Origin of the sequence: Devosia sp. LjRoot3, from assembly GCF_964252865.1 — a bacterium.
Classification (GTDB): domain Bacteria; phylum Pseudomonadota; class Alphaproteobacteria; order Rhizobiales; family Devosiaceae; genus Devosia.
This window is the reverse complement of record NZ_CAXUPK020000003.1, coordinates 705914-727300: the sequence shown is the minus strand read 5'-3', so window position 1 is coordinate 727300 and position 21387 is coordinate 705914. Positions and strand designations below refer to the sequence as shown.

At 62.6% G+C, this 21387-nt stretch carries 17 protein-coding genes; 7 read left to right on the top strand and 10 right to left on the bottom strand.

The window, feature by feature from the left end; translation table 11 throughout:
* Positions 1-7: 7 nt before the first annotated feature.
* Positions 8-985, top strand: coding sequence for a Gfo/Idh/MocA family protein (locus tag ACSQ2A_RS14445; RefSeq protein WP_436072798.1), 978 nt, complete (start codon positions 8-10; stop codon positions 983-985).
* Here ACSQ2A_RS14445 and ACSQ2A_RS14440 read toward each other — a convergent pair.
* The 4 genes from ACSQ2A_RS14440 to ACSQ2A_RS14425 all read right to left on the bottom strand — a co-directional run bounded on the left by ACSQ2A_RS14440 (position 982) and on the right by ACSQ2A_RS14425 (position 3846).
* Positions 982-1674, bottom strand: coding sequence for an MOSC domain-containing protein (locus ACSQ2A_RS14440; RefSeq protein WP_436072797.1), 693 nt, complete (start codon positions 1672-1674; stop codon positions 982-984). The genes ACSQ2A_RS14445 and ACSQ2A_RS14440 overlap by 4 nt on opposite strands.
* Positions 1671-2375 (bottom strand): glutamine amidotransferase, encoded by a 705-nt coding sequence (locus ACSQ2A_RS14435; RefSeq protein WP_436072796.1) that lies wholly within the window; start codon positions 2373-2375, stop codon positions 1671-1673. Before ACSQ2A_RS14435 ends, ACSQ2A_RS14440 begins: the two co-directional genes overlap by 4 nt.
* 154 nt (positions 2376-2529) lie before the next feature.
* Positions 2530-3231, bottom strand: a complete 702-nt coding sequence (locus ACSQ2A_RS14430; protein WP_436072795.1) for a hypothetical protein — start codon at positions 3229-3231, stop codon at positions 2530-2532.
* Positions 3232-3246: 15 nt separating this feature from the next.
* On the bottom strand, positions 3247-3846 hold the full coding sequence (locus tag ACSQ2A_RS14425; RefSeq protein WP_436072794.1) for a MarR family winged helix-turn-helix transcriptional regulator: 600 nt from the start codon (positions 3844-3846) through the stop codon (positions 3247-3249).
* Positions 3847-4059: 213 nt separating this feature from the next.
* Here ACSQ2A_RS14425 and ACSQ2A_RS14420 point away from each other — a divergent pair, with 213 nt between their 5' ends.
* Positions 4060-4551, top strand: a complete 492-nt coding sequence (locus ACSQ2A_RS14420; RefSeq protein ID WP_436072793.1) for an N-acetyltransferase family protein — start codon at positions 4060-4062, stop codon at positions 4549-4551.
* An 87-nt stretch (positions 4552-4638) separates the two neighbouring features.
* Positions 4639-5376: a phosphotransferase enzyme family protein gene (locus tag ACSQ2A_RS14415; RefSeq protein ID WP_436072792.1), complete on the top strand. Its 738-nt coding sequence runs from the start codon at positions 4639-4641 to the stop codon at positions 5374-5376.
* On the opposite strand, the gene ACSQ2A_RS14410 is transcribed toward ACSQ2A_RS14415, so the two are convergent.
* The 6 genes from ACSQ2A_RS14410 to ACSQ2A_RS14385 all read right to left on the bottom strand — a co-directional run bounded on the left by ACSQ2A_RS14410 (position 5371) and on the right by ACSQ2A_RS14385 (position 11960).
* Positions 5371-6384, bottom strand: coding sequence for an ABC transporter ATP-binding protein (locus ACSQ2A_RS14410; RefSeq protein WP_436072791.1), 1014 nt, complete (start codon positions 6382-6384; stop codon positions 5371-5373). The two genes, ACSQ2A_RS14415 and ACSQ2A_RS14410, sit on opposite strands and share 6 nt — an antisense overlap.
* Entirely contained in the window at positions 6377-7723 is a 1347-nt protein-coding gene (locus tag ACSQ2A_RS14405; protein WP_436072790.1) for a glycoside hydrolase family 32 protein, read from the bottom strand. Before ACSQ2A_RS14405 ends, ACSQ2A_RS14410 begins: the two co-directional genes overlap by 8 nt.
* A gap of 3 nt (positions 7724-7726) precedes the next feature.
* The gene (locus ACSQ2A_RS14400) at positions 7727-8569 is read right to left on the bottom strand and encodes a carbohydrate ABC transporter permease (protein ID WP_436072789.1); all 843 of its coding nucleotides are present in this window, start codon (positions 8567-8569) and stop codon (positions 7727-7729) included.
* The gene (locus ACSQ2A_RS14395) at positions 8566-9453 is read right to left on the bottom strand and encodes a carbohydrate ABC transporter permease (protein WP_436072788.1); all 888 of its coding nucleotides are present in this window, start codon (positions 9451-9453) and stop codon (positions 8566-8568) included. Before ACSQ2A_RS14395 ends, ACSQ2A_RS14400 begins: the two co-directional genes overlap by 4 nt.
* A gap of 130 nt (positions 9454-9583) precedes the next feature.
* Positions 9584-10861, bottom strand: a complete 1278-nt coding sequence (locus ACSQ2A_RS14390; RefSeq protein ID WP_436072787.1) for an extracellular solute-binding protein — start codon at positions 10859-10861, stop codon at positions 9584-9586.
* A gap of 109 nt (positions 10862-10970) precedes the next feature.
* Positions 10971-11960 carry a LacI family DNA-binding transcriptional regulator gene (locus ACSQ2A_RS14385; protein ID WP_295415039.1) on the bottom strand — a complete coding sequence of 330 codons (990 nt, stop codon included), beginning with the start codon at positions 11958-11960 and terminating at the stop codon, positions 10971-10973.
* Between the two features lie 393 nt (positions 11961-12353).
* Here ACSQ2A_RS14385 and ACSQ2A_RS14380 point away from each other — a divergent pair, with 393 nt between their 5' ends.
* From ACSQ2A_RS14380 to ACSQ2A_RS14365, 4 genes are all read left to right on the top strand, one after another.
* Complete coding sequence (locus tag ACSQ2A_RS14380) at positions 12354-17879, top strand: beta strand repeat-containing protein (protein WP_436072786.1); 5526 nt, start codon at positions 12354-12356, stop codon at positions 17877-17879.
* A gap of 172 nt (positions 17880-18051) precedes the next feature.
* On the top strand, positions 18052-19164 hold the full coding sequence (locus ACSQ2A_RS14375) for a FecCD family ABC transporter permease (RefSeq protein WP_436072785.1): 1113 nt from the start codon (positions 18052-18054) through the stop codon (positions 19162-19164).
* Positions 19161-20189, top strand: coding sequence for an ABC transporter ATP-binding protein (locus tag ACSQ2A_RS14370; RefSeq protein WP_436072784.1), 1029 nt, complete (start codon positions 19161-19163; stop codon positions 20187-20189). Before ACSQ2A_RS14375 ends, ACSQ2A_RS14370 begins: the two co-directional genes overlap by 4 nt.
* Complete coding sequence (locus tag ACSQ2A_RS14365; RefSeq protein WP_436072783.1) at positions 20186-21370, top strand: ABC transporter substrate-binding protein; 1185 nt, start codon at positions 20186-20188, stop codon at positions 21368-21370. Before ACSQ2A_RS14370 ends, ACSQ2A_RS14365 begins: the two co-directional genes overlap by 4 nt.
* Positions 21371-21387 lie beyond the last annotated feature (17 nt).

Sequence of the window (21387 nt, the reverse complement as noted above, 5' to 3'; positions counted from 1 at the left end):
ACATACTATGGTTTTGCGTCTAGGCGTCATCGGCGCCGGTTTGAAGGCTGCCGATTACGCGCAGGGTTGGGCGAAGATGAGCGACGTCGAGATCGTCGCAGCTGCCGAGGTTAGCCCGGCCTCGCTCGCCCGGTTTTGCGGGGTTTGCGAGGCGGCGGGTGCTGCGCGTCCGCAGGAATTTTCGAGCGCCGACGACATGCTGGCGGCCATGCAGGGGCAGATGGACGCGGTATATGTGTCGACGCCGCATGTCTTCCACGGCGCCAATGCGCTTTCGGTGGTCGAAGCGGGATATGACCTGCTGCTCGAAAAGCCGATGGTGACGACGCAGGACGAGGCACTGGCGCTGGTCGAGGCCGAGAAGCGCACGGGCCGCACGATTGTGATTGCCTTCCAGGGCGGGCTTTCGCCGCTGGTGCACGATACGCGCGACCGGGCGCGGCGTGGCGAGTTCGGCGAACTGGTCAGCGTCAATGCGTCGATCTGGGAGGGCTGGTCGGACAGCTATGCGGGGCAGTGGAAGCAGGACCCGGCAATTTCCGGCGGCGGCTTCATGTTCGATACCGGCGCGCACATGATGAACACGGTCTGCGTGCTTGCCGATGCCGAATTCGAGCGGGTCTCGGCCTATGCCAACAATCGCGGCCTGCGGGTGGACCTGGCGACGGCGGTGGCGGCGCGGCTCAGCAATGGCGCGGTGGTGACCTTCAACGCGGCCGGCGAAGGCCCGCCAGGCTGCGCTTCGGCCATCACGTTCTTCTATTCGAAAGCCATCGTGCGGATCGATGCCTGGGGTAAGTGGCGGGAGATTGAGGGGCTGCGCGAAGAGGGCGAAACACGCGATACCCCGATCCAGACGTTCATGGCGGTGAGAGATGGCCGGCTGACCAATCCATCCACTGTCGCCAACGGATTGCGGTTTGCCAGGCTTTGGGACGCAATCAAGCTTTCGGCGGCGAAGGATGGCGACGCGGTAACCGTTTAGGAGGTTGGCTGTCCGTCGAGCCGTCTGGTCCAGTCCTCTACGGATTGCGTCTCCAGCCGTCGCTCGGCATGGCGGCGCCATCCTTCGGCGAGTTTTGGCAATCGCGCCAGTGCCTCCAGTTCGATGGGGTTCAGTCGGTCGACATAGAAGCAATGCCAGATGCGGCGCAGGGTCCATGAGGGGTCGGCGCGGCCAATGCGTTCGAGCCGGTCGGTGGGCCCGATAGCGCCGGGCTGCAGCACGCGATAGTACCAGCCGGTCCGGCCGCTGGTCTGGACCCGGCGGGCCATGTCGGGAATGTTGAACCGCTCGTTGAGTTTCCAGCACGGCTGCCTGCCCTGGCTGACTTCCAGAACGGCGCCGCCGAGGGAGAAGACGTCTCCGATGGCGACGACATCCTCGGTGAGGCCAAGCGTCGAGAGGTTTTCGCCGAAGGCGCCGGGTTCAGCGAGCCGGGCATGGGTGCCGATCTCGGCGGTCCAGGTTGCGTAGTGGTCGAAGGGATAGTGGTGCACCGCCTTTTCGGGGCCGCCATGATGCTTGGTGTCGCCCTGCGCGTCGCCTTCAAATCCCGTGAGTCCAAGCATGATGGGACCGGCAACCGGCGACTTGGCAATGCCGCTTGGCGCGCCGCGGCGGCCGAGCGGTTTCACCTGCCCGGTGAGCAGGGCGCGAAGCGGATAGGTCATGGGCTCTCCAATGCGGCCAGCCACTCGCGGAAGAGCCGCGTCGATGCCTCTACCAATGCGCCTCCGTGGCGCTCCGCGTCGCGGCGCAGGGCGGGGATGTCGATGCCGGCGGAGGCGAGTTCATGCGCGTGGCCGACAAGCCAGCGCTCAAAGCCGCTGAGGGCATCGACTTCGGCGTGAAATTGCAGGCCCAATATGGTCTTGCCCAGGGCAAAAGCCTGCTGCTGGACGAGGGCCGATGACGCAAGATGCTCCGCGCCGGCGGGCAGCTCATAGGTGTCGCCATGCCAATGCAGCACGGACACGCCGTCCAGATGGCGCAATGGACCGGCCAGGCCGGCGGTAGTCAGGGATAGCGGCGCAAAGCCGATTTCCTTCACGCCCGATGGGAAGACCCTAGCTCCCAAGGCCGCAGCGATGAGCTGGGCGCCGAGGCAAATGCCAAGGGTTGGTTTGTTGCCCGCCAGGCGCTGCGCAATCAGCGCCTTTTCGGACCCAAGGAAGGGATAGACCACCTCCTCATAGACCCCGATGGGACCGCCAAGAACGACAAGCAGATCAGGCGCCAGCGGATCGAAGGACAGGAAATCGTCGTCTCCGACATTGCGATAGGCCACGGTATAGCCAGCGCCTTCGAGCACCGATTGCAGGCTGCCCAGATCCTCGAACTGCACATGGCGGAGAACGGTGGCGATCTTCATATGGAACTCCTTGGAAGCGGGATCAGGCGGGGCGTGTTGCCTTGGCGGGGGCGAAGAGGGTACTTCTGCTCATGTTTCTTCTCTTCAATGCCTGGAGGGTGGGAACTGCCGGTCCGTCGATGGCAGTCGACGGGCCGGCTTTATTTTGGCCGGATTACTCCGCCGGCGTCACCTTGCCGGGCAGGCTGAGATCGCCCGATGCTACCTTGAAGACATTGTCGACGCAGAGCAGCGGGGCGTGCAGGTTGGCATTGACCTTGAGGCCTGCCGTCACACCGTCGAAGGAGGCATCGGCGATGGCGCCGATGAATTCAAGCGGAATGGAGACGGCCACTTCGTCCCCGGTAAAACTCGTCGGATAGTCGGGGCTGTCGATCAGCAGCGGCACATTGGGCCAGGTCGGTGGCACCTTGGGCGTCGTGCCCTCGGGAATGTCATGGACCTTTAGGCCGGCGGGACAGGCGGGGTCTTCGCCCAGCACGACCCAGTGCGGATGCCAGACGTGGCGGTTGGTGCCACCATAGGCCGCGTCGTCGAAGTCGGGGTGGAAGGTGACGGCGAGCGCCACGATGCCCTGGCCGGAATCGAAGCCGATATCGCCGCTGTCGAGGCTGGTCGGCCAGACATAGGCGAAGACGCTGGAGCCTTCGAACTTGCCGGTGGCGTCGGGCTTGTCCTTGCCGGCTTCACCGCGGACGCGGGTGGAGAAGATGGCATTCTCGCCCTTGGTGACGATGCTGGTCTCGATGATGTCAAAGGACGCGGTGATGGCTTCGTCCGGCGTCGCGGTGACGGAATGGGCGAGGGCAGGGGCCGCCGCGAGCAGGCTCGCAGCGACAAGCAGTGTCCGGATCATGGAAAGTTTCCTTCTTCATTGGCCTGGAGGGTGGGAGTGATCCTTCGAAAAAGCGCTCCAGGTGGCAGCCCGGAGGGAAGGATCGGCGGTTTCGTGCTCGCGGCAATCGATGCGGAGATCCTTCTGGCCGAAGGCTGCGTCCACGAAATTGCAATGATGCGGTTTGGCCGCATCGGCATGGGCGAAGGGGCTGAAATAGCGGCAGCTGACGCACATGCGCTGGATGGGAATGTCGCCGTTTTCCTGCAATTGCCGGATCATGGCGATAAGCGCGAGCAGCATCTGCTCCTGCATGTCCGGTTCAAGGGCGTCAGCGGCGCGTTCGGCGGTGCCGGGCCTGCCCCGTTCGACCTGCACCAGGTCGAGACCGGCGGGGGTGCAGAGGATGCGCAGGGCGCGCAGATCAGCGGGATCGGGGCGCTTCTCGACAAGCCCCTTGCGCTCAAGCGCTGCAATGGAATCTGTCGCCGAGGGTTGTGACACCAGCACGCTGGCGGCGATCTCCTTGACGCCCATTCCTTCGGGGCGGCCTTCGAGCAGGGCGAGTATGGCGAACTGGGCTGGATTTACTCCTGCCGCGCGCGAACTCTGCCAATCGTCGGAACGCATCGCCATGGCGATACGCTCGAGGCCTTCATGGATGCGAAATGCGATGGGTCTGGATGATTGGGGCGTTGCCATATAGTCAATATATAGGAGTCCTATTTATGTGCAAGTGGCGCATTCTTTCGTGCTTGATGCAGGTCAAGGTCGCGTCCGGCGTCTTGTCGTAGGTTCCGGCCAGAAAAATCGCAGAAAGGCATGGAAATGGACAACCGGAGTGCTCGATTGGTCACGCATAGCGGGCTGGTTCTCCACGTTCGCCCGGCTCGGGTGGAAGACGAGGCCGCGCTCGCACGGTTCTTTGAAGAGGTGACGAATGAAGACCGGCGCTTTCGGTTCCTCAGCAGTGTCCGTGTAGGCCATGAGCAACTGGCTTCAATGACGGCAGTCGATCACCACCAGACCGAAAGCTTCGTTGCCCTGGGCGAGGATGGAGCCACGATATTGGGCACCGCCATGCTGGCTTGCGATCCAAGCCTTGAAGTGGGTGAGGTCGCCATATCCGTCAGTGGTAACCACAAGAACCGCGGGATCGGCTGGGAATTGCTGCGCCACGTCGAACGCTTTGCCACGACCAAGGGCGTCAAGCGATTGATGAGTCTCGAGAACCGCGCCAACAAGTCCGCGATCCAGATCGAACAGGAGCTTGGTTTTGACGCCCAGTCCTATGACGGGGACATGACCTTGGTGCTTCTGCAGAAGAGTCTGGCGGCCTGACCAATGTCCGCGTCGGCGCGCCACGGCATTGTTGGCCTCTTCCGGCTTGGCTAGGCTGGGCGAGTCGATGTCGGATGAGGACGCAAAATGGCTTGGGACGATCTTGCGCAATGGGGCAAGGATGCGCGGCGCATTGAGCCGCTCACGGGCGGCAGTTCCAACGATATCTGGAGCGTAGAGGTTGGTGGGCGACGTGCGGTTGCCCGCCTCGGCCGGAGGAGCGATGCCGACCTCGCCTGGGAAGCCGAACTGCTTCAATTTCTCGACCGCAACGGTCTGACCGTACCAGTGCCGATCCCGACTTTGGATGGCCGGCTCTTCGTCGATGGGCTGGTGGTGATGGAATATATGGAAGGCGGGCCGCCGCAGACGGAGGCCGATTGGCGGCGCGTGGCTGATGTGCTCCGCCGGCTGCACGAGCTGACGCGGGGCTGGCCGCAGCGCCCGGGGTGGCGATCATCCGCTGATCTGCTGCAGGTCGAGACGGGAACGCGGATCGACCTTGCCGTCATGCCGTCCGAAGCGGTTGCGCGCTGCCGAGCGGCATGGCAGCGGCTCAGCGGGCGGCAGACTGCTGTCGTGCATGGCAATCCTACCAATCCGGGCAATATCCGTATGACCGCCGATCGGATTGCCCTGATCGATTGGGACGAGGCACATGTCGACGTTCCCGATCTCGACCTGGTTCTGCCCTTCAATGCCGCTGCGCTCGAAGGCGTCGCCCATGACATGGCCGCGCAGGCATCGGCCGCCTGGGAGGCCGCCGTATGCTGGAAAGACGACTATGCCGTCAGCCGGCTCGCCGAAGTTCGCGCGGTCCTATGAGGCGGCGCTTTCATCCTGCAGCCGGTGGCCGTTGGCGAAGCGGTGCAGGTCTGACGGGTCAAAGCCGATCCGTATCGCGCTGCCGCCGGCCAGGGGGATCTCGCCTTCCGCCTTGATGGTGATGGGGCCAATGGCATTGGCTTCGGCATAGATCAGGGTTTCCGCCCCGAGATGCTCGACATGGCGAATGGTAGCGGTCCAGGGGCCGGTATCACTGAGGCGCAGGTGCTCGGGCCGGATGCCGACGAGATCGCCGCCCAGCTTGGCAGCCTCTTCGCCGGTGACGAAATTCATCTTCGGGGAGCCGATGAAGCCGGCAACGAAGGGGGTCGCGGGCCGGCGGTAAAGCTCCATGGGGGCGCCGGCCTGTTCGATGCGGCCGCCATTGAGCACCACGATGCGGTCGGCCATGGTCATGGCTTCAACCTGATCGTGGGTAACATAGACCATGGTGGCGCCGATGCGGCTATGGAGCTCGGCGAGTTCCACGCGCATCTGGGCTCGGAGTGCCGCGTCGAGATTGGAGAGCGGCTCGTCGAAGAGAAAGACTTTTGGCTTGCGCACGATGGCGCGGCCAATGGCGACGCGCTGGCGCTGGCCGCCGGACAATTGCTTGGGTTTACGATCGAGCAGATGCGTCAGCTGTAGCGTTTCGGCGGCATCGGCTACCCGTGCGGCGATTTCGGCCTTGGGCATGCCGGAGAGTTTGAGGCCGAAACCGATATTGTCGGCGACGCTCATATGCGGATAAAGCGCATAGGACTGGAACACCATGGCAATGCCGCGCTGGGAGGGATCGCGCGTGGTGACATCGTCGCCACCGATATGGATCGAGCCTTCGGAGACTTCCTCAAGCCCGGCGATCATCCGCAACAGGGTGGACTTGCCGCAGCCCGAGGGGCCGACGAGCACGGTGAAGGAGCCGTCGGGAATGGTCAGATCGAGGCCGGGAATGATCTCCACGGCGCCATAGCGCTTGTGGACGGCGGTGAAAACGACATCAGCCATTGAGTAGCTCCTCGAACTGATCTGCGCTGCGGGTGGTGACGGAGACGGGGGAGTCGGGACTGGCGGGATAGAAAAGGTTGGTGATCCACACGAGGCCTTGGGCGGCGCTGAGTTCGACAAGGCCGCGATCGATAAAGAGCGTCAGGTCGAGCACGTCATTGGTCGGCCAGGGCAGGTCGACGGCATAGTCGTGTCCGAAATGATCCATCCCGGCGATGGGCTGCCTGATGGTGCGGATCGAGCCTCGCTCCTTGCTGCTGCGCCCGACGATGAAATGCGGCTGCTCCTCGCCAAAGAGGACAATTGCCATCTCTTCGCCCACGGCCAGATCGGCCATGAGATCGGTGCGGCTGGTGCCGGGCAGGGCGTCATTCGCAAATCCGGCCTCTGCCGAAAGGGGAAGGCGCGCCGCGAGGCGCAGGCCATCGGGAGTGTCTTGGAGACGCAATTCGCGCGGCAGCGACATCACGCCCCGGAAGGCGGCAGTCTTTGTCTGCTTGGCATAGAGCCAGTTGCTGGCCCAGGCGATGGCAACGGGCGTTGCCGTGCCGCCGTGCTCGAAGAAGGTCTGGGCGGCATAATAGTCGCGGCCATAGTCGAGCCAGAGTTCGGTTTCCGGCGGATTGGCATTGGTGAAGGTCGTGCCATCGAACTGGCCGACAAAATACTGCGTGCCCGAACCCGGCGCATAGCCGCCGGGATTAAGGCCGACGATCAGCACCCAGACCGCTTCGCCATTGGGTGCGGTGAGGGGGACCATATCAGGGCATTCCCATGGCCCGGGGCTGTGCCGGCCATGAGTTTCACCGAAGCTCGAAAGATGGGTCCAGCGCTCAAGATCGTCCGAGCCGTAAAAACCAATGGACTGGCCTTCGGTCACCAGCATGATCCATTTGCCGCTGGCTTCGTGCCAGATGACTTTCGGATCGCGAAAGGCCGTCAGGCCCGGATTGGGCACGACCGGATTGGCCGCATGGTTTTCGTACTTGCTGAGGGCGCGGTCGGCATGGATGAGGCACTGCACCTGGTAGTCTTCGCCCGTCGAGGTGCGGCTATGGGCGGTGTAGAAGAGCTTTACCGCGCCCTCTTCGGTTTCGACGGCGCTGCCGGAAAAGCAAGTGCCGAGATCGTTCGGGTAAAGTGCGATCGGCTGCTCCTGCCAGTGGACGAGATCTGTGCTGGTGGCGTGGCCCCAGTGCATCGGGCCGTGCACGGTGCTGTCGGGGTCGTGCTGGAAGAACAGGTGCCAGACGCCGTCAACACGGATCATGCCATTGGGATCGTTCATCCAGCCGGCGCGCGGCGAGAAATGCAGATTGGGACGAAACTTTTCAGTCATGGTCTAGCCCTTGACGCCCGAGGACATCACCGAGGCGATGAACTGGCGCTGGAGAATGAGGAAGAAGAGGATGACGGGCACGGCCATGGAGACGGCAAAGGCCATGATATTGCCCCAGGCAGCCTGGTTGGTGCCGAAATAGGCCGACATGGCGACCGAGAGCGGCCGATATTCGGGGCCACGGGTGACCATGACCGGCCAGAGATAAGCATTCCAGATTTCGAGGAATTGCAGCACGGCAATGGCCGAGATGACGGGTTTTGAGAGCGGCATGGCGACATGCCGGTAGATCTGGAAGAACGAAAAGCCGTCGATGCGCGCCGCCTCGATCAGCTCTTTCGGCAGGCGCGAGAAGAACTGGTAGAAGAGGAAGATCGACATGGCATTGGCAACGCCCGGCACGATCTGCACCTGATAGCTGTCGACCTGGCCGAGCCAGCCCGCCATCATCAATTGCGGCAGCACGAGGCTTTCGCCGGGCACGGCAAGCGTGGCGAGGATCAGGATCATCACCGGCTTGCGGATCGGCAATGTGCCTTGCGCGAGCACGAAGGCGGCCATTGAGTTGAACAGAATGGACAGGGTCAGCGTCGAGAAGGTGATGAGCGCGGTATTGGCGAGATAGCGCGCGAAGGGGTGCACCGGATCGGTCCAGACCTCGATATAGTTCTCGAAGGAAAAGACCTGGGGAATGAACGAACGGATCGACCCCATGGACACCATGATGTCCTGCTCATTGGGGTTGAGGCTGATCGTCACCATCATCAGGAGCGGCAGCAGCACGCCCAGCGCAAGCACGAGGGCGAAGAGCGAGGGCAGGGCGGCATCGCGGGTGAAGCGCATCATGCTTCTCCCTCATTCTTGAGGAACCGGCGCTGCAAGAGCGCAATGGCGGTGACCGCAAGGAAGAAGAACACCGCAACGGCCGAGGCATAGCCGACCTTCTGGGTCGCATAGCCCTGCTTGAAGAGATAGTGGATGATGGTTGTCGTCGCCCCGTTCGGCCCGCCCTTGGTCAGGATATCGACCTGGGTAAAGAGTTTCAGCGCGCCCACGGTGGTGATGATCAGCAGGAAAATGTTGACGTTCCTCAGCCCCGGCCAGGTGATGTAGCGGAAGCGCTGCCAAGGTTTGGCGCCATCGAGTTTGGCGGCCTCATAGAGGTCCTGCGGAATATCCTGCAGGCCCGCGAGATAGATCAGCATCTGATAGGGAAAGGTCGCCCAGGCCGAGAGCGCCACGACGGAGAGCATGGCTGTCGAGGGATTGCCGAGGAAATCGACATAATTTCCCTGGCCGGCGAACCATTGATAGACGGCGTTGAACGGTCCGGACGGGATGCGGAACAGCACGGCCCAGATCGACACGATCACCGTCATCGGCAGGAGCAGCGGCAGAATGGCCACCGAACGGAAGAAGCTGCGGAAGGGAATGGCCGAATTCAGGATCAGCGCCGCGCCCAGCGACATGCCGAGCTGAACCGGCGTCACGATCAGCGCGAACAACACCGTGTTCCAGATCGCCTGCCAGAACAGGGGATCGACGAACATGCGCTCGTAATTGGTCGCCCCGATGAACTTCGTTAGAATGGGCCGCGGAACCAGGCGCTGGTCGGTGAAGGAAAACCAGACCGAGAGCAGGAAGGGCACGACGATAAGGGCGGTGATAAAGACCAGCGCGGGCAGCAGCATGGCCAGTTCCTGGCCTTGCCCTTTGGTTTTGATACGCATCTATGGGATGCCTCCTGCTAACCCGACCGCGTCGGAAATATCTGAGCCGCTCCCGCTCAGAGGGGATCGAAGCGGGAGCGGTTTGGGGGCTTGCGGCCCCTTCCCTGGGAGGGACGGAATGCGGCCGGTCTTACTGGCCGAAGGGCGGGTAGCCGTCGTTGTCGGCAATATCCTGATCGATCGTCTGGGCGGCGCGATCGAGCTCGGCCTTCACGTCGACATCGCCCGAGAGCACGTTGACGACGGCAGTGGCCCAGGCATTGGTGATCACCGGATAGGCCGGATGGACCGGACGCACCACGGCGCAGCAGGTGGCGAGCTTGGCAAAGATTTCGCCGGCCCCGCCTTCGCCATAGGTTTCCGAGAGCGGAATGGCCGAGGCGCGCGACGGCACATAGCCGGTGGTGTCGGCATAGGCGGCGACCTGTTCGCTCGACATGGCGTAGTTGAGGAACACCTTGACGTCTTCGAGATTGGTCGAGCTTGAGGGCACGGCCCAGCCCCAGCCGCCATTGGCCGAGATCGGTCCGGCTTCGCCAAAGGCGGGCGGTGGAATGAGGACGAGGTCGTCGCCCAGGCCTTCGCGGTGTGCAGGCCACATCCAATTGCCGACCCAGGACAGGGCAGCGGTCTTTTCGCCATAGAACTTGTTGTCGCCGGCGCTGGCCGGAACGATATAGCCAGCCTTGTTCCAGTTCTGCAGCGTCGTCAGCGTGTCGATATTGGCTGGCGAATTGATCGTGCCTTCGGCGGTCCAGGTCTCACGATCCATGATGTCGCCGCCATTGGACTGGGCGAAGGGCGAGAAGCCATAGGTCATCCATTCGCCGGCGCCATAGTTCATCTTGACGTCGAGCGGCCATTCGACTTCTGGCAGAGCCGCGAGCTTTTCGAGCGCCTCGGACATTTCCTCGCGTGTCCAGGCGTCTTCCACCGACGTGGGGATGCGCACGCCGGCCTTTTCCAGCAGCGCCTTGTTACCCCACAGGATAGTGCCGGAATCATAGGGGCTGACGAAGTAGAACTGCTCTTCAGGGCCGTAGGTGCCCTGGGCCTTGATGGCGGGCAGCAAGTCTTCGAGGATGGCAGGATCAATGAGATCGCCGATGGGCTGGATAGTGCCGGCCCAGGCGACCGAGGCCATGTTCGGGCCGTCGAGCATGATCACATCGGGCAGGCCGCCAGAAAGCGTCGCAGCCTGGATGGCTTCATTGTAGCTCGGGATCGGCACGACATCGAGCGTGATGCCTTCGGCGCCGTACTTGGCGTTAAAGGTCTCTTCGAGCTGGGTGAAATAGGGCTTTTCACTGTCGCCATCTATGACCCAGGCGGTGAGCTGCCCGGCCAGGGCGTGCGAAGACATCATGCAGGCGGCCAGAGCCACCCCGGAATACAGGACACGGTTCACAAAAATCTCCTCCAACGGCGCGTCATTCGCTTATGACAACGTGAGACATTTAATAGTGAAAATTGTCTCACGTTGTCAATAGTGCATGGCTGCCCTGCAAAAATGGAGGCTAGAGCGACTGGCGCTCGATGAATTTGCCTTTCAGGCGAAGCACTTGGCTTTCGTCTGCGCCATCAATGGCGAGGTTCATGGCGGCGCGGCCCATGTCATAATAGGGCAATTCCATGGTCGAAAGCCCGGGCTGCAGGAGAGTCGCAATGGGGTCGAGATTGTCGAAACTGGCCACGGCAATGTCTCGACCGACCTTCAGGCCCAGTTCGCCCAGTTCGAAATAGACATTCATCGCCATGATGTCCTGACCGCAAAGGATCAGGTCGGGCTTTTCGCCAGCGCTCATGATCTCGGCCAAGATCCGTCGCGTCGCAAACTCGGTCGGTGCGCCGGCGGGCGAGACGACAGCTGTATGCATCTGCCCGGCGGCCTCATGCCCCGCCGTGCGGGCGGCATCGACAAAGCCCTTGCCGCGCAACTGGCTCGCCACGATATCGGTGCCGAGGTTGAGGAAGGCTGGTCTGCGATACCCCCGCTCGTAGATGATGCGGGTGAGGTCAAAGGCGAGCTGATAGTCGTCCGGCACCACGGCCGCGTGGCGGCCGCGCCGGTCGAAACAGTTGAGCAATACGTGCGGCACGCCCGTGGGGGCGATATCCACCTCCTGATGGAAGATGGCGGCATAGATGATTGCCTCGGCGCGAAAGGCGGCGAGCTGGCTATCGGCCATGTCAGCGCTTTGTGTGCCCCGCTCGATATTGAACAACATCATCTGCTTGCCGCGTTCCCAGGCCACGTCCTGCGCGCCGCGGACGAGATCGATGGACGAGGTGGTTGTCGCCACACCATCGGCCAGGAAGCCTATGACATTGCTGCGCTGGGATCGCATCATGCGCGCTGCCTGCGACGGCTCATAGCCGATCTCGGCAATAATCGCCTCGATCCGCGCCCGCGTCTCGGCATTGACGAGCGGGTCCCGGTTGATCACGCGGGACACGGTCTTGAGCGAGGTTTTCGCCCGCCGGGCAATTTCGCGCTGGTTGGTCAAGGCAATGGCTTTCGTTGGACAATTTTCGATAGGTGCCACAGCGGCAAGGCCGAGATCAACAGCGAAGGGGCGATTCCCCGATGTCAGCTTGAAGGGGCCGGGGCAGAACCAAAGCACAGATAGTCCATCAGACCTTCGTCCATTGTGATGCGTCAGAGGGTCATGTCTATTCATGCCTTTGAATGGCCTGCACGCCAGCGACGGCGACTGCAACGCCTGCTCCGTCGAGCCGGGATGACGAGCGTTCTCCTGTTGCTGGCCTCGACAGCATCGCTTTGGTCGGCAGGTCAGCACCGGGCCCTGTGGGCCGCAGTTTCTGATTTTGAGCGTGTGTGAACCCGAGTTCCATCGGCCGGTCGAGGCCATGCTGCTAAAAATGTGGAGGACGGCCGGATGTCTGTTCAACGTGTCGGAAACGAGACTGCGGTTGATGTGGCGGCGCCGTTGCAGCCCGTGCAAAGCCCCAACCTGACAAAGCTGTCCAATGGCGGATTTGTCGTCTGGTGGAGCTCGACGATCACTGTCGAGGGTTCGCCTGATCAGTACGATTTGCGGGCCCGGGTCTATGGTGCAGACGGACTGCCCCAGGGGCCGGATCTCCAGCTCAGCGTCAATTCAAACTCCTTCCCGCAGGTGAGCGTCGCTGCCTTGTCCTCCGGCGGTTTCGTTGCGAGCTGGGCCTCATACGAAGCCTCGGTCCCCGTTATCCGGGCGCAGGTGTTTGCAGCGGACGGCACTCCCCAAGGCTCCGACTTTATTGCCGTTCCGCACGACAGCGGCGGGCCATTCATGGCAGGGCTGGACGGGGGTGGCTTCGTGCTGACCTGGACAACGCACATTCCTGGGTCGGGCTTTGAGGTGCGGGGCAGTGTCCACGCCGCGGACGGTACCTTGCTCGGCCCCGAATTCTCACCGAGTTCCGATCCCCAGGGAAGCCAAAGCGACCCTCGCGTCACCGTCTTGGCCGACGGCCGGTTCGTCGTTTCCTGGGATCAGAGCGTGGATGGCGCCGCGCCGTTGAGCGAGACCGTCATGCGTCTCTTTGCCGCCGACGGAAGCCCATTGAGTTCGGACATTCTTGTCGGCAGCCTGGCCAGCCATTTCAGCTACAGTGCCAGGGTTGCAGAACTTCCTGACGGCAACCTTGCCGTCGCCTGGTATCACGGCGATGCCACGGGGGATTATGGCGTTTTTGTTCGTCTTTATGATGGGATGGGGGTGCAGCTGGCTGGCCCTATCCCGGCCCACACGACGACACCTGCGGAGTACTCCGAGCCGCAAATACTCGCCCTGTCGAATGGGCGGTTTGTCGTCGCCTGGTCTTCGGTCGTGGATGGCGTTGCAGATATTCGTGCACGGGTATTTTCTGCCACCGGCGATGCGCTGACGCCAGAAATGCTCGTCAGCACTCTGGCGGGAGATCACTATTCCCCTCGGCTGGTCGAACTCTCCAATGGTGGCTTCCTGGTGGCCTGGGATGGGCCGGTGAGCGAGACTGATTACGACACCTACGCCCGGGCCTTTGCGCCGGACGGCACGCCCCTTGGCTCCGATTTCCGGCTCAATTTGGCCACGCCGGGCTATCAGTTCGCCCCGCAGATCACCGCGCTGGCTGACGGGAAGTTTGCAGCCGTCTGGTGGGACTTTGACGAAGCCGCCGGCTCGGGCGCCCGCATCCAGATTTTCGATGCCGCGGCGCAGAATCTTGCTCCGGTTATCGGTTCCGGTGGCGGAGGCAACGCCGCAGCCTACTCCGTGATCGAGAACTCCACCGACGTGGCGGTCATCGCAGCCACCGATATCGATCTCAACCAGCGTCCCACCTTTTCCATCGCAGGCGGAGCCGATGCATCCCGTTTCGAGATCAATGCGGAAACCGGTGCTCTGCGCTTCATCGCCGGCCCCGACTTCGAGGGGCCGAACGATATCGGCGGCGACAATGTCTACGAGGTGACGGTTCAGGCCTCCGACGGCGAGGGCGGGGTTGACACGCAGGATATCGCGGTGACGGTGGAGAATATTGTTCCTGGGCCAGACACAAGGGTGAACACGACGACGGTTGGTACGCAGTACCTGTCCTCCGTCGCGGCACTCGCGGATGGTGGCTTTGTCATCACCTGGACCACCCAGAATGTGCCCCGTGATGTGTTTGCCCAACGCTTTGATGCGACGGGCGAGGCGAGCGGCGGCGAGGTTCTTTTTGCCGCTGCCACTGGTGCCAATGTCGTGGGACTGTCTGGCGGCGGCTATGTTGTGGTGCTGATGGGCCTGCCTGGAGGCCTGCGGGGAGAGCTCTTCGATGCCAATGGCGTGCTTGCTGGTACCATACCCATCTCGCCGACGACCGGAACAGCGTGGCCGTCTCTAGCCGCACTCGACGATGGCGGCTTCATAGTCACATGGCGATCCTCAGGCCTTGAAGGCAGCGGACAGGATGGTAGCGGGCAGGGCGTGTTCGCTCGCCGCTTCGACGCCCAAGGAACCGCAATCGAGGATGAATTTCAGGTCAATACATTTACCGAAGGGTCGCAGCAGGATGCCACGGTTGCCGTGTTTCCCGATGGCGGCTTCGTCATCACCTGGACGTCCGCTGGGCAGGATGGCTCGGACGGCGGCGTTTTTGGCCAGCGCTTCGACGCCTCAGCCAATCCGGTCGGCGCCGAGTTTCAGATCAATACGTTGACCGAGCTTAATCAGGAGGAACCCTCCGTCGCGGTTCTGGCCGATGGTGGGTTCGTCGTTGCGTGGGACGGCGCAAACGAGGACGGAACCCTGGGCCGCATCTTCATGCGACAGTTTGACAGCAGTGGCACACCGCTCGGCGTGGAAATCGAGGTCCACCCGCTTTCAGAGCATTCGCAGAACTATTCGTCGGTTATCGCGATGCCGGATGGCGGCTTCCTGGTCAGCTGGACCGACCGGGACGACGATGGTTCGGCCTTTGCCTATTACGGACAGCGGTACGACGCGACTGGCATGCCACTCGGCGATCGCTTCTCGATAAGCAATGAGACCCTCGGCGACCAGCGCCACGAGGCCGACCGTTCGGGTGATGGCCTGGTCATGCTGGCCTCGGGCGATCTCGTCGCAACCTGGCATGGCGATCCGGTAGTGCCCGATCCTGACGGTCCCGGGCAGGACGAAATCTTCATGCGGATCATCAGTCTGGGCGATCCGCCGAACGGGGCGCCCACGCTTCCGCCGGACAATACCGTCGCGCTCGACGAGGACGAGGCCTCTGCCTCGACGGCAATAGGCGCCAGCGATCCCGATGGGGACGCACTGACCTACACCCTCAAGTCGGGCCACGGGCCAAGCAAGGGGGTCGTGCAGATCAGTGGCGACGCCTTCGTCTATACGCCCATGGCCAATGCCAATGGCGCCGACAGCTTCATCATCGTGGTCGAGGATGGCAATGGCGGCCTGGCCGAGCAGCTGGTCGCGGTTTCGATCGCGCCAGTCAACGATGCACCGACCGATCTCGCGATTTCCGCGACTTCCATTGCCGAGAATGCCACTGCCGGAACAGTCATCGGCCTTCTGTCCGCAGTGGATGTGGATGCCGGCGACAGCCACGTCTTCTCGCTTTCCGATGATGCTGGTGGGCGGTTTGTCATCGTCAACAACGAGCTTGTGCTCGCCGCCGGCGCCAATCTCGATTTCGAGACGGCGCCGAGCCACGAGATCACGATCGAGGTGACCGATAGCGGTGGGCTAACGCATTCCGAGGTTGTTACCATTGAAGTGGTCAATACCACCGAGGCGCCAACCGACATCCTGGTGGCCGGTGGAACAGTGGTCGAGAATGCCGCCGCGGGCACGGTAGTGGCCACGTTGAGCGCGGTGGACGCTGACCTCGGCGACACCTTCACCTATTCCATCATTGCCGGCGGGGCGGGTCTCTTCGAGATTGTCGGCGACCAGATACGAGTGGCGGCCGGGGCCCAGGTGGATTTCGAGACGGCGACGAGCCACGACTTGACCTTGCGTGTCACCGATGGTGCGGGCGCCTTCTATGAGGAGGTCGTCACCATAGGGGTGACCAATGTTGCGCCCGTCATTATCGGTACCAACGCCGCCAACACGCTGAACGGTACCTCCGAGGAAGACGAGATTTTCGGTCGGAACGGCAATGACACGCTGTCCGGCCTTGCCGGCGCCGACAAGCTGTTCGGGGATGCGGGCAACGATCGGCTGCTTGGAGGCGCTGGCGCAGATATTCTGGATGGCGGCGTGGGCAATGACACCTATGTGCTTGCCGATGCAGGTGATGTCTCGCTCGACACAATCGTCGAACTTGCCGGTGGTGGCGTCGACACGGTCGAGGCGGGTGCCGACTATATGCTCGCGGCCAATGTCGAAAACCTGATCCTGATCGGAACCGGCAATCTTTCGGGTACCGGCAATGATGCCGACAATTCCATCGTCGGAACGATCGGCAACAATGTGATCGATGGCGGGCTTGGCAACGACACCATGACCGGCGGGCAGGGCGACGATACCTATTACGTCGATTCCAGTGCCGATCGGGTCGTGGAGTCTGCAGGGGCGGGCAATGACGAGATCCGCTCCAAACTCAATGTCTTTGGCCTCGCCGGCCTGGGCAATGTGGAGCGCCTGAGCTTTGTCGGGACCGGAAACTTTACCGGCACCGGCAATGGCCTCGCCAATGTGATCACCGGAGGCGATGGTGCCGACACGCTGGATGGTGCCGGTGGCGCCGACACCATGGCGGGTGGCGCGAATGACGACACCTATATGGTCAACAATGCTGGCGATCTGGTGGTGGAGGGCGATGGCGAGGGTATCGACACCGTGCGTAGTTCCGTCGCCTATTCCCTCGGCAACTTTGTCGAGAACCTGGTTTTGACGGCCGGCGGCAGCCTGAACGCGACCGGCAACGGCCTCGATAACGCACTGACGGGCGGCGCGGGCAATAACCAGCTCGATGGCGGCCTCGGTGCCGACACCATGGCGGGCCTTGCCGGCAACGATAGCTATGTCGTTGATAGCCTTGATGACGTGGTCGTCGAGGCTGCGGGACAGGGTACTGATACCGTGCTGACAGCGCTGGCCGAGTTTGGGATCGGGGCCTTCGACAATGTCGAGAACCTGACATTCACCGGAACGGGCAATTTCACCGGGCAGGGCAATGGCCTCGGCAATGTCCTGACGGGCGCGGCGGGGAATGATGCTCTGGCGGGTGGCGATGGCGCCGACACGCTGGTGGGCAATGGTGGCGCTGATACGCTCGATGGTGGACTGGGCAGTGACACCATGCGCGGCGGCGACGGCAACGACACCTACCATGTCGACGCGGCAGGCGACCGGGCCATAGAGACCAGCAATCAGGGCATCGATACCGTTCTGGCGGCGGTCAATCACACCCTCGGGTCCAATGTCGAAAACCTGACGCTGGTTGGCACGGCGACGACGGGCAATGGCAACGGGTTGGCCAATACGATCACCGGCAATGACCTCAACAATACGCTTGGCGGCGCTGCCGGCAACGATGCCCTCCATGGCGGCGATGGCAATGACACTCTGATCGGTGGTTCGGGAGACGACATTCTGGTCGGCGGCGCGGGAACGGACACGATGACGGGAGGGACCAATGCCGATCGCTTCGTGTTCCTGTCTCCCGGCGACTCGCCGAGCGGCGCGGGTATGGACATCATCACCGATTTTCAGGATTCGGGGGCCGACACCATTGATCTGGCAGCGATTTTCGATGGCACTCTGAGCTATCGGCATGCGCTGGCCTTCGACGGGATCGGTCAGGTGAGGATCAACGATATCCTGGGGCCCAATGTTCTGGTGCAGGTCAACTTGGACGCGGATATCGGCACGAGCGAATTGGACATCCAGCTCACTGGAACCACGCTCGCAGCAATGGGCGCCGGCGACTTCATCCTCTAGGGGGTGGTCGACGCCGGCCGCCTCCTAACGATCGCCGCCGCCGACTTCTCGCGCTTCTCACAGAAATTCGCGATAATCTGCTTTCGCGGATCGTAAGAATGCGTTTTTGGCCTTACCAACAGGGGATCATGTTGGTCCGCACTGATGTCGCGTGCGGTTGGGCGGTTTTCTGATGACACTCAATCACCAAGAGCAGGGCCGCGAGAACAACTACGATGCGGTCATCCCCGCCTTGGCGTCGTCCATGCGGGCCCGCCATGTTCTGGTTCTTGGCCTAGTGGCGGTCCTGCTCGTGGCCGTTTTCGTTGCTGCGATCTGCTATGGGTCGACGTCGATACCACTGCAGTCCGTGCTCGGCGCTCTGACCGGCCAGCCCGCCAATGGCAATCCCGATTTTGACATCGTGCTGTCGATCCGCCTGCCGCGGGCCATCACCGCGTGCCTTGCCGGCGCGGCGCTTGCTGTTGCGGGTCTGCAGATGCAGACGCTGATGCGGAATCCGCTGGCTGACCCATTCGTGCTCGGCATCACCTCCGGCGCGAGCCTTGGCGTGGCGCTGGTTGTCCTCGCCTCGGGCACGGCCATCGGGGCGTTTCTGTCGAGCGGCATGGGCCTCGGTGGCGGTTTTGCCATTGTCGGGGCGGCAACGTTGGGTGGCTTGCTGGTGCTGGCGCCGGTGCTGGCAATTTCCTCGCGGCTGCAAAACCCATCCACCGTGCTGATCTTCGGCCTGATGACCGGTTACGCGGTGTCCGCCTTCGTCACCCTGCTGGTGGCCGGCGCGCGGCCGGACCAGCTCGAGCGTTGGATCGCCTGGGGTTTCGGGTCGTTCAGCGCGGTGACCTGGACCGAGCTGCAGATCCTGGCCCCTGTTGCCGCACTCGGCCTTGCCGTAGCCTGTTTCAGCATCAAGCAGCTCAATGCCCTGCTTCTGGGCGAGAATTATGCCCGCTCCATGGGCCTTAACACGCGGGCCATGCGGCTTCTCACCATGGCGGTGGCGTCCATGCTCGCAGGCGTCGTTACGGCGTTTTGCGGGCCTATCGGTTTTCTCGGCGTTGCGGTGCCGCATATGGCCCGCGCCATGCTGAAAACATCGGACCATCGCGTGCTCGTGCCGGCAACGATCCTGCTGGGGGGGCTGACGGCGCTTTTGGCGCAGCTCGTCTCGCTCCTGCCCAGCCAGTTCGGCGTCTTGCCGCTCAATGCGGTGACGGCGCTGATTGGGGCGCCGGTCGTGGTCTTCGTCATCCTGCGTTCGCGCAGCGGAGTGTTTACGGGATGACGCAAATTCTCGAAGCGCGTGACCTCGTTGTCGGCTATCGCAGCCATGGCAGTACGCGGACCGTTCTGAGCCATATCAATGTGGCAATCGCCCCCGGCGAACTGGTGTGCCTGCTCGGCGTCAACGGCATCGGCAAGTCCACGCTGATGCGCACCTTGGCGCGCATGGAGCCGCCCCTTGCCGGGTCTGTCGAGATCAACGGCACCGACATCATCCGCATGTCGCAATACGACCTCGCCCGCAATGTTGCCATTGTCCTCACCGAGCGCGTCGCGGTTGGTGTCATGCCAGCCTTCAAGCTGGTCGAACTGGGTCGCTATCCGCATGTCGGCTGGTCGGGTCTCCTGTCGGACATCGACCGCGACATCGTCCGTAACGCGATCATCGCTGTCGGCGCGGAACATCTGGCGCATCGCGAAATCAATGAACTGTCGGACGGCGAGCGTCAGCGCATCATGATCGCCCGGGCGCTGGCGCAGCGACCCGCCGTGCTGCTGCTTGATGAACCCGCCGCCTTTCTCGATGTTTCTGCGCGCGTCGAAATGATCGCCACGCTGCGCCAGCTCGCGCGGGAGCAGAATGTGGCGGTGATCCTATCGAGCCATGATCTCGAACTGTCGCTGCGCACGGCCGACACGATCTGGCTGATCGACGGGGCAGGGCGCATGCATATCGGCGCGCCCGAGGATCTGCTTGCTGATGGCAGCGTCGCTGCCGCGTTTTCTGGCCCGAACATTGCCTTCTCCGCTGGCGACCGCACGTTCAAGATCCGCAGCCATCCGCATGGCAAGGCTTTCGTCGATGGTTCGAAAGAACGTGTGGGCATGGCTCGGACCGTGCTGGAGCGTGAAGGCTTTGAGATAACTCATTCGCCTGAAGCCGCTCTCGTGGTGGTCACCATGACCGCGTCCGGCTGGGACGCCCAAGGCGGGAACGGGCATTATCAAGGCACAACCTTCGCCGATCTTGCGCGCTTCGTTCGCCAGCAGGCCAAAGCTACATTCCAGACGGAACCTCTATCGTGACCAGTCGTAGTCCTGTCCTAGCCGCCATTGCCCTTCTGGCACTGACCCTGCCGGCCTCGGCAGCATTCGATGCCGAGGGCTGCGTCACTGCATTCGAGCCTGGTACCGACTATTTTGACGCCAAGTCCGGTGTGGACTATGCCAACAATTTTTCCGTCGCCTATTTCGGCCACTACAAGGTCGTGACGGTCGAGCGGCCCTCTCCCGGTGGGCAGAGCGAATCCTATGTGCTGGTGCAATGTGGCACGCCCGAGCCGGAATTGGGCCCCGAGCTTGCCGATGCGCCGCGCGTCACCGTCCCCATCCAATCGCTGTTTTCCGGCAGCACGTCACAAAGCCCCGCCCTCGTGGCCGTTGGCGGGGTGGGTGCCGTCACCGGCGTGGCGCGGCGGGATTTCATCGCTACACCCGAGCTGGTCGAACACATCCAACAGGCCGAGGTCGTCGAATACGAAACCTCTGGCGTGGTCAATGTCGAGGCCGTCGTCGCCGCTGCGCCCGACGTGTTCATGGCCGGTGGTGGTGGCGAGCCGGAAGTGCAGCGTCTTGCGGTGGCTGGCGTGCCGGTCGTCAATTTTGCCGAATGGCAGGAGACCTCGCCTTTGGGTCGGGCCGAGTGGGTCAAGTTCATGGGTCTGTTCTTCAATGCCGAGGAAAAGGCCAATGCGGCCTTTGCGGACGTGGTCGAACACTACGATGCGGCCCTGGCGCTGGTTGCCGATGTGCCGGAGGATGAGCGCCCACTGGTCCTGAGCGGGCAGGCCTTTAACGGTATCTTCTTTGCCGCGGGCGGACAGTCCTTCATGGCTCGGCTCATCCGCGATGCGGGCGGCCGCTACGTCTTCGAGGACGACACCAGCACTGGCAGCTTTCAGATTCGCGATCTCGAACGGCTGATCGTGGCGGCGCGCGACGCAAAAGTCTGGATCCAAGCCTCGATCCACTATCACACGCTTGCCGACATCGCGGCGGAAGACCCGCGACTAGCCGCGCTTCCCGCGGCGGAGGCCGGCCAGGTCTGGATTCCGGATGCCCTGAAAGGCCCCAATGGCGGCGTGCAGTTCTATGAACTGGGAAGCATGCGCCCGGACATGGTGCTGATGGACCTCATATCCATCCTGCATCCAGACAAGACACCGGGCTATGGGCGCATATTCAACCGCTCGATTGCGCTGAACTGACGCCCCGCCGCAAAGCT

Excerpts from the sequence above, each read along its gene's own strand:
- ACSQ2A_RS14445 (WP_436072798.1), top strand. The coding sequence starts at position 8 with ATGGTTTTGCGTCTAGGCGTCATCGGCGCCGGTTTGAAGGCTGCCGAT.
- ACSQ2A_RS14440 (WP_436072797.1), bottom strand. The coding sequence starts at position 1,674 with ATGACCTATCCGCTTCGCGCCCTGCTCACCGGGCAGGTGAAACCGCTC.
- ACSQ2A_RS14435 (WP_436072796.1), bottom strand. The coding sequence starts at position 2,375 with ATGAAGATCGCCACCGTTCTCCGCCATGTGCAGTTCGAGGATCTGGGC.
- ACSQ2A_RS14430 (WP_436072795.1), bottom strand. The coding sequence starts at position 3,231 with ATGATCCGGACACTGCTTGTCGCTGCGAGCCTGCTCGCGGCGGCCCCT.
- ACSQ2A_RS14425 (WP_436072794.1), bottom strand. The coding sequence starts at position 3,846 with ATGGCGATGCGTTCCGACGATTGGCAGAGTTCGCGCGCGGCAGGAGTA.
- ACSQ2A_RS14415 (WP_436072792.1), top strand. The coding sequence starts at position 4,639 with ATGGCTTGGGACGATCTTGCGCAATGGGGCAAGGATGCGCGGCGCATT.
- ACSQ2A_RS14410 (WP_436072791.1), bottom strand. The coding sequence starts at position 6,384 with ATGGCTGATGTCGTTTTCACCGCCGTCCACAAGCGCTATGGCGCCGTG.
- ACSQ2A_RS14405 (WP_436072790.1), bottom strand. The coding sequence starts at position 7,723 with ATGACTGAAAAGTTTCGTCCCAATCTGCATTTCTCGCCGCGCGCCGGC.
- ACSQ2A_RS14400 (WP_436072789.1), bottom strand. The coding sequence starts at position 8,569 with ATGATGCGCTTCACCCGCGATGCCGCCCTGCCCTCGCTCTTCGCCCTC.
- ACSQ2A_RS14395 (WP_436072788.1), bottom strand. The coding sequence starts at position 9,453 with ATGCGTATCAAAACCAAAGGGCAAGGCCAGGAACTGGCCATGCTGCTG.
- ACSQ2A_RS14380 (WP_436072786.1), top strand. The coding sequence starts at position 12,354 with ATGTCTGTTCAACGTGTCGGAAACGAGACTGCGGTTGATGTGGCGGCG.
- ACSQ2A_RS14375 (WP_436072785.1), top strand. The coding sequence starts at position 18,052 with ATGACACTCAATCACCAAGAGCAGGGCCGCGAGAACAACTACGATGCG.
- ACSQ2A_RS14370 (WP_436072784.1), top strand. The coding sequence starts at position 19,161 with ATGACGCAAATTCTCGAAGCGCGTGACCTCGTTGTCGGCTATCGCAGC.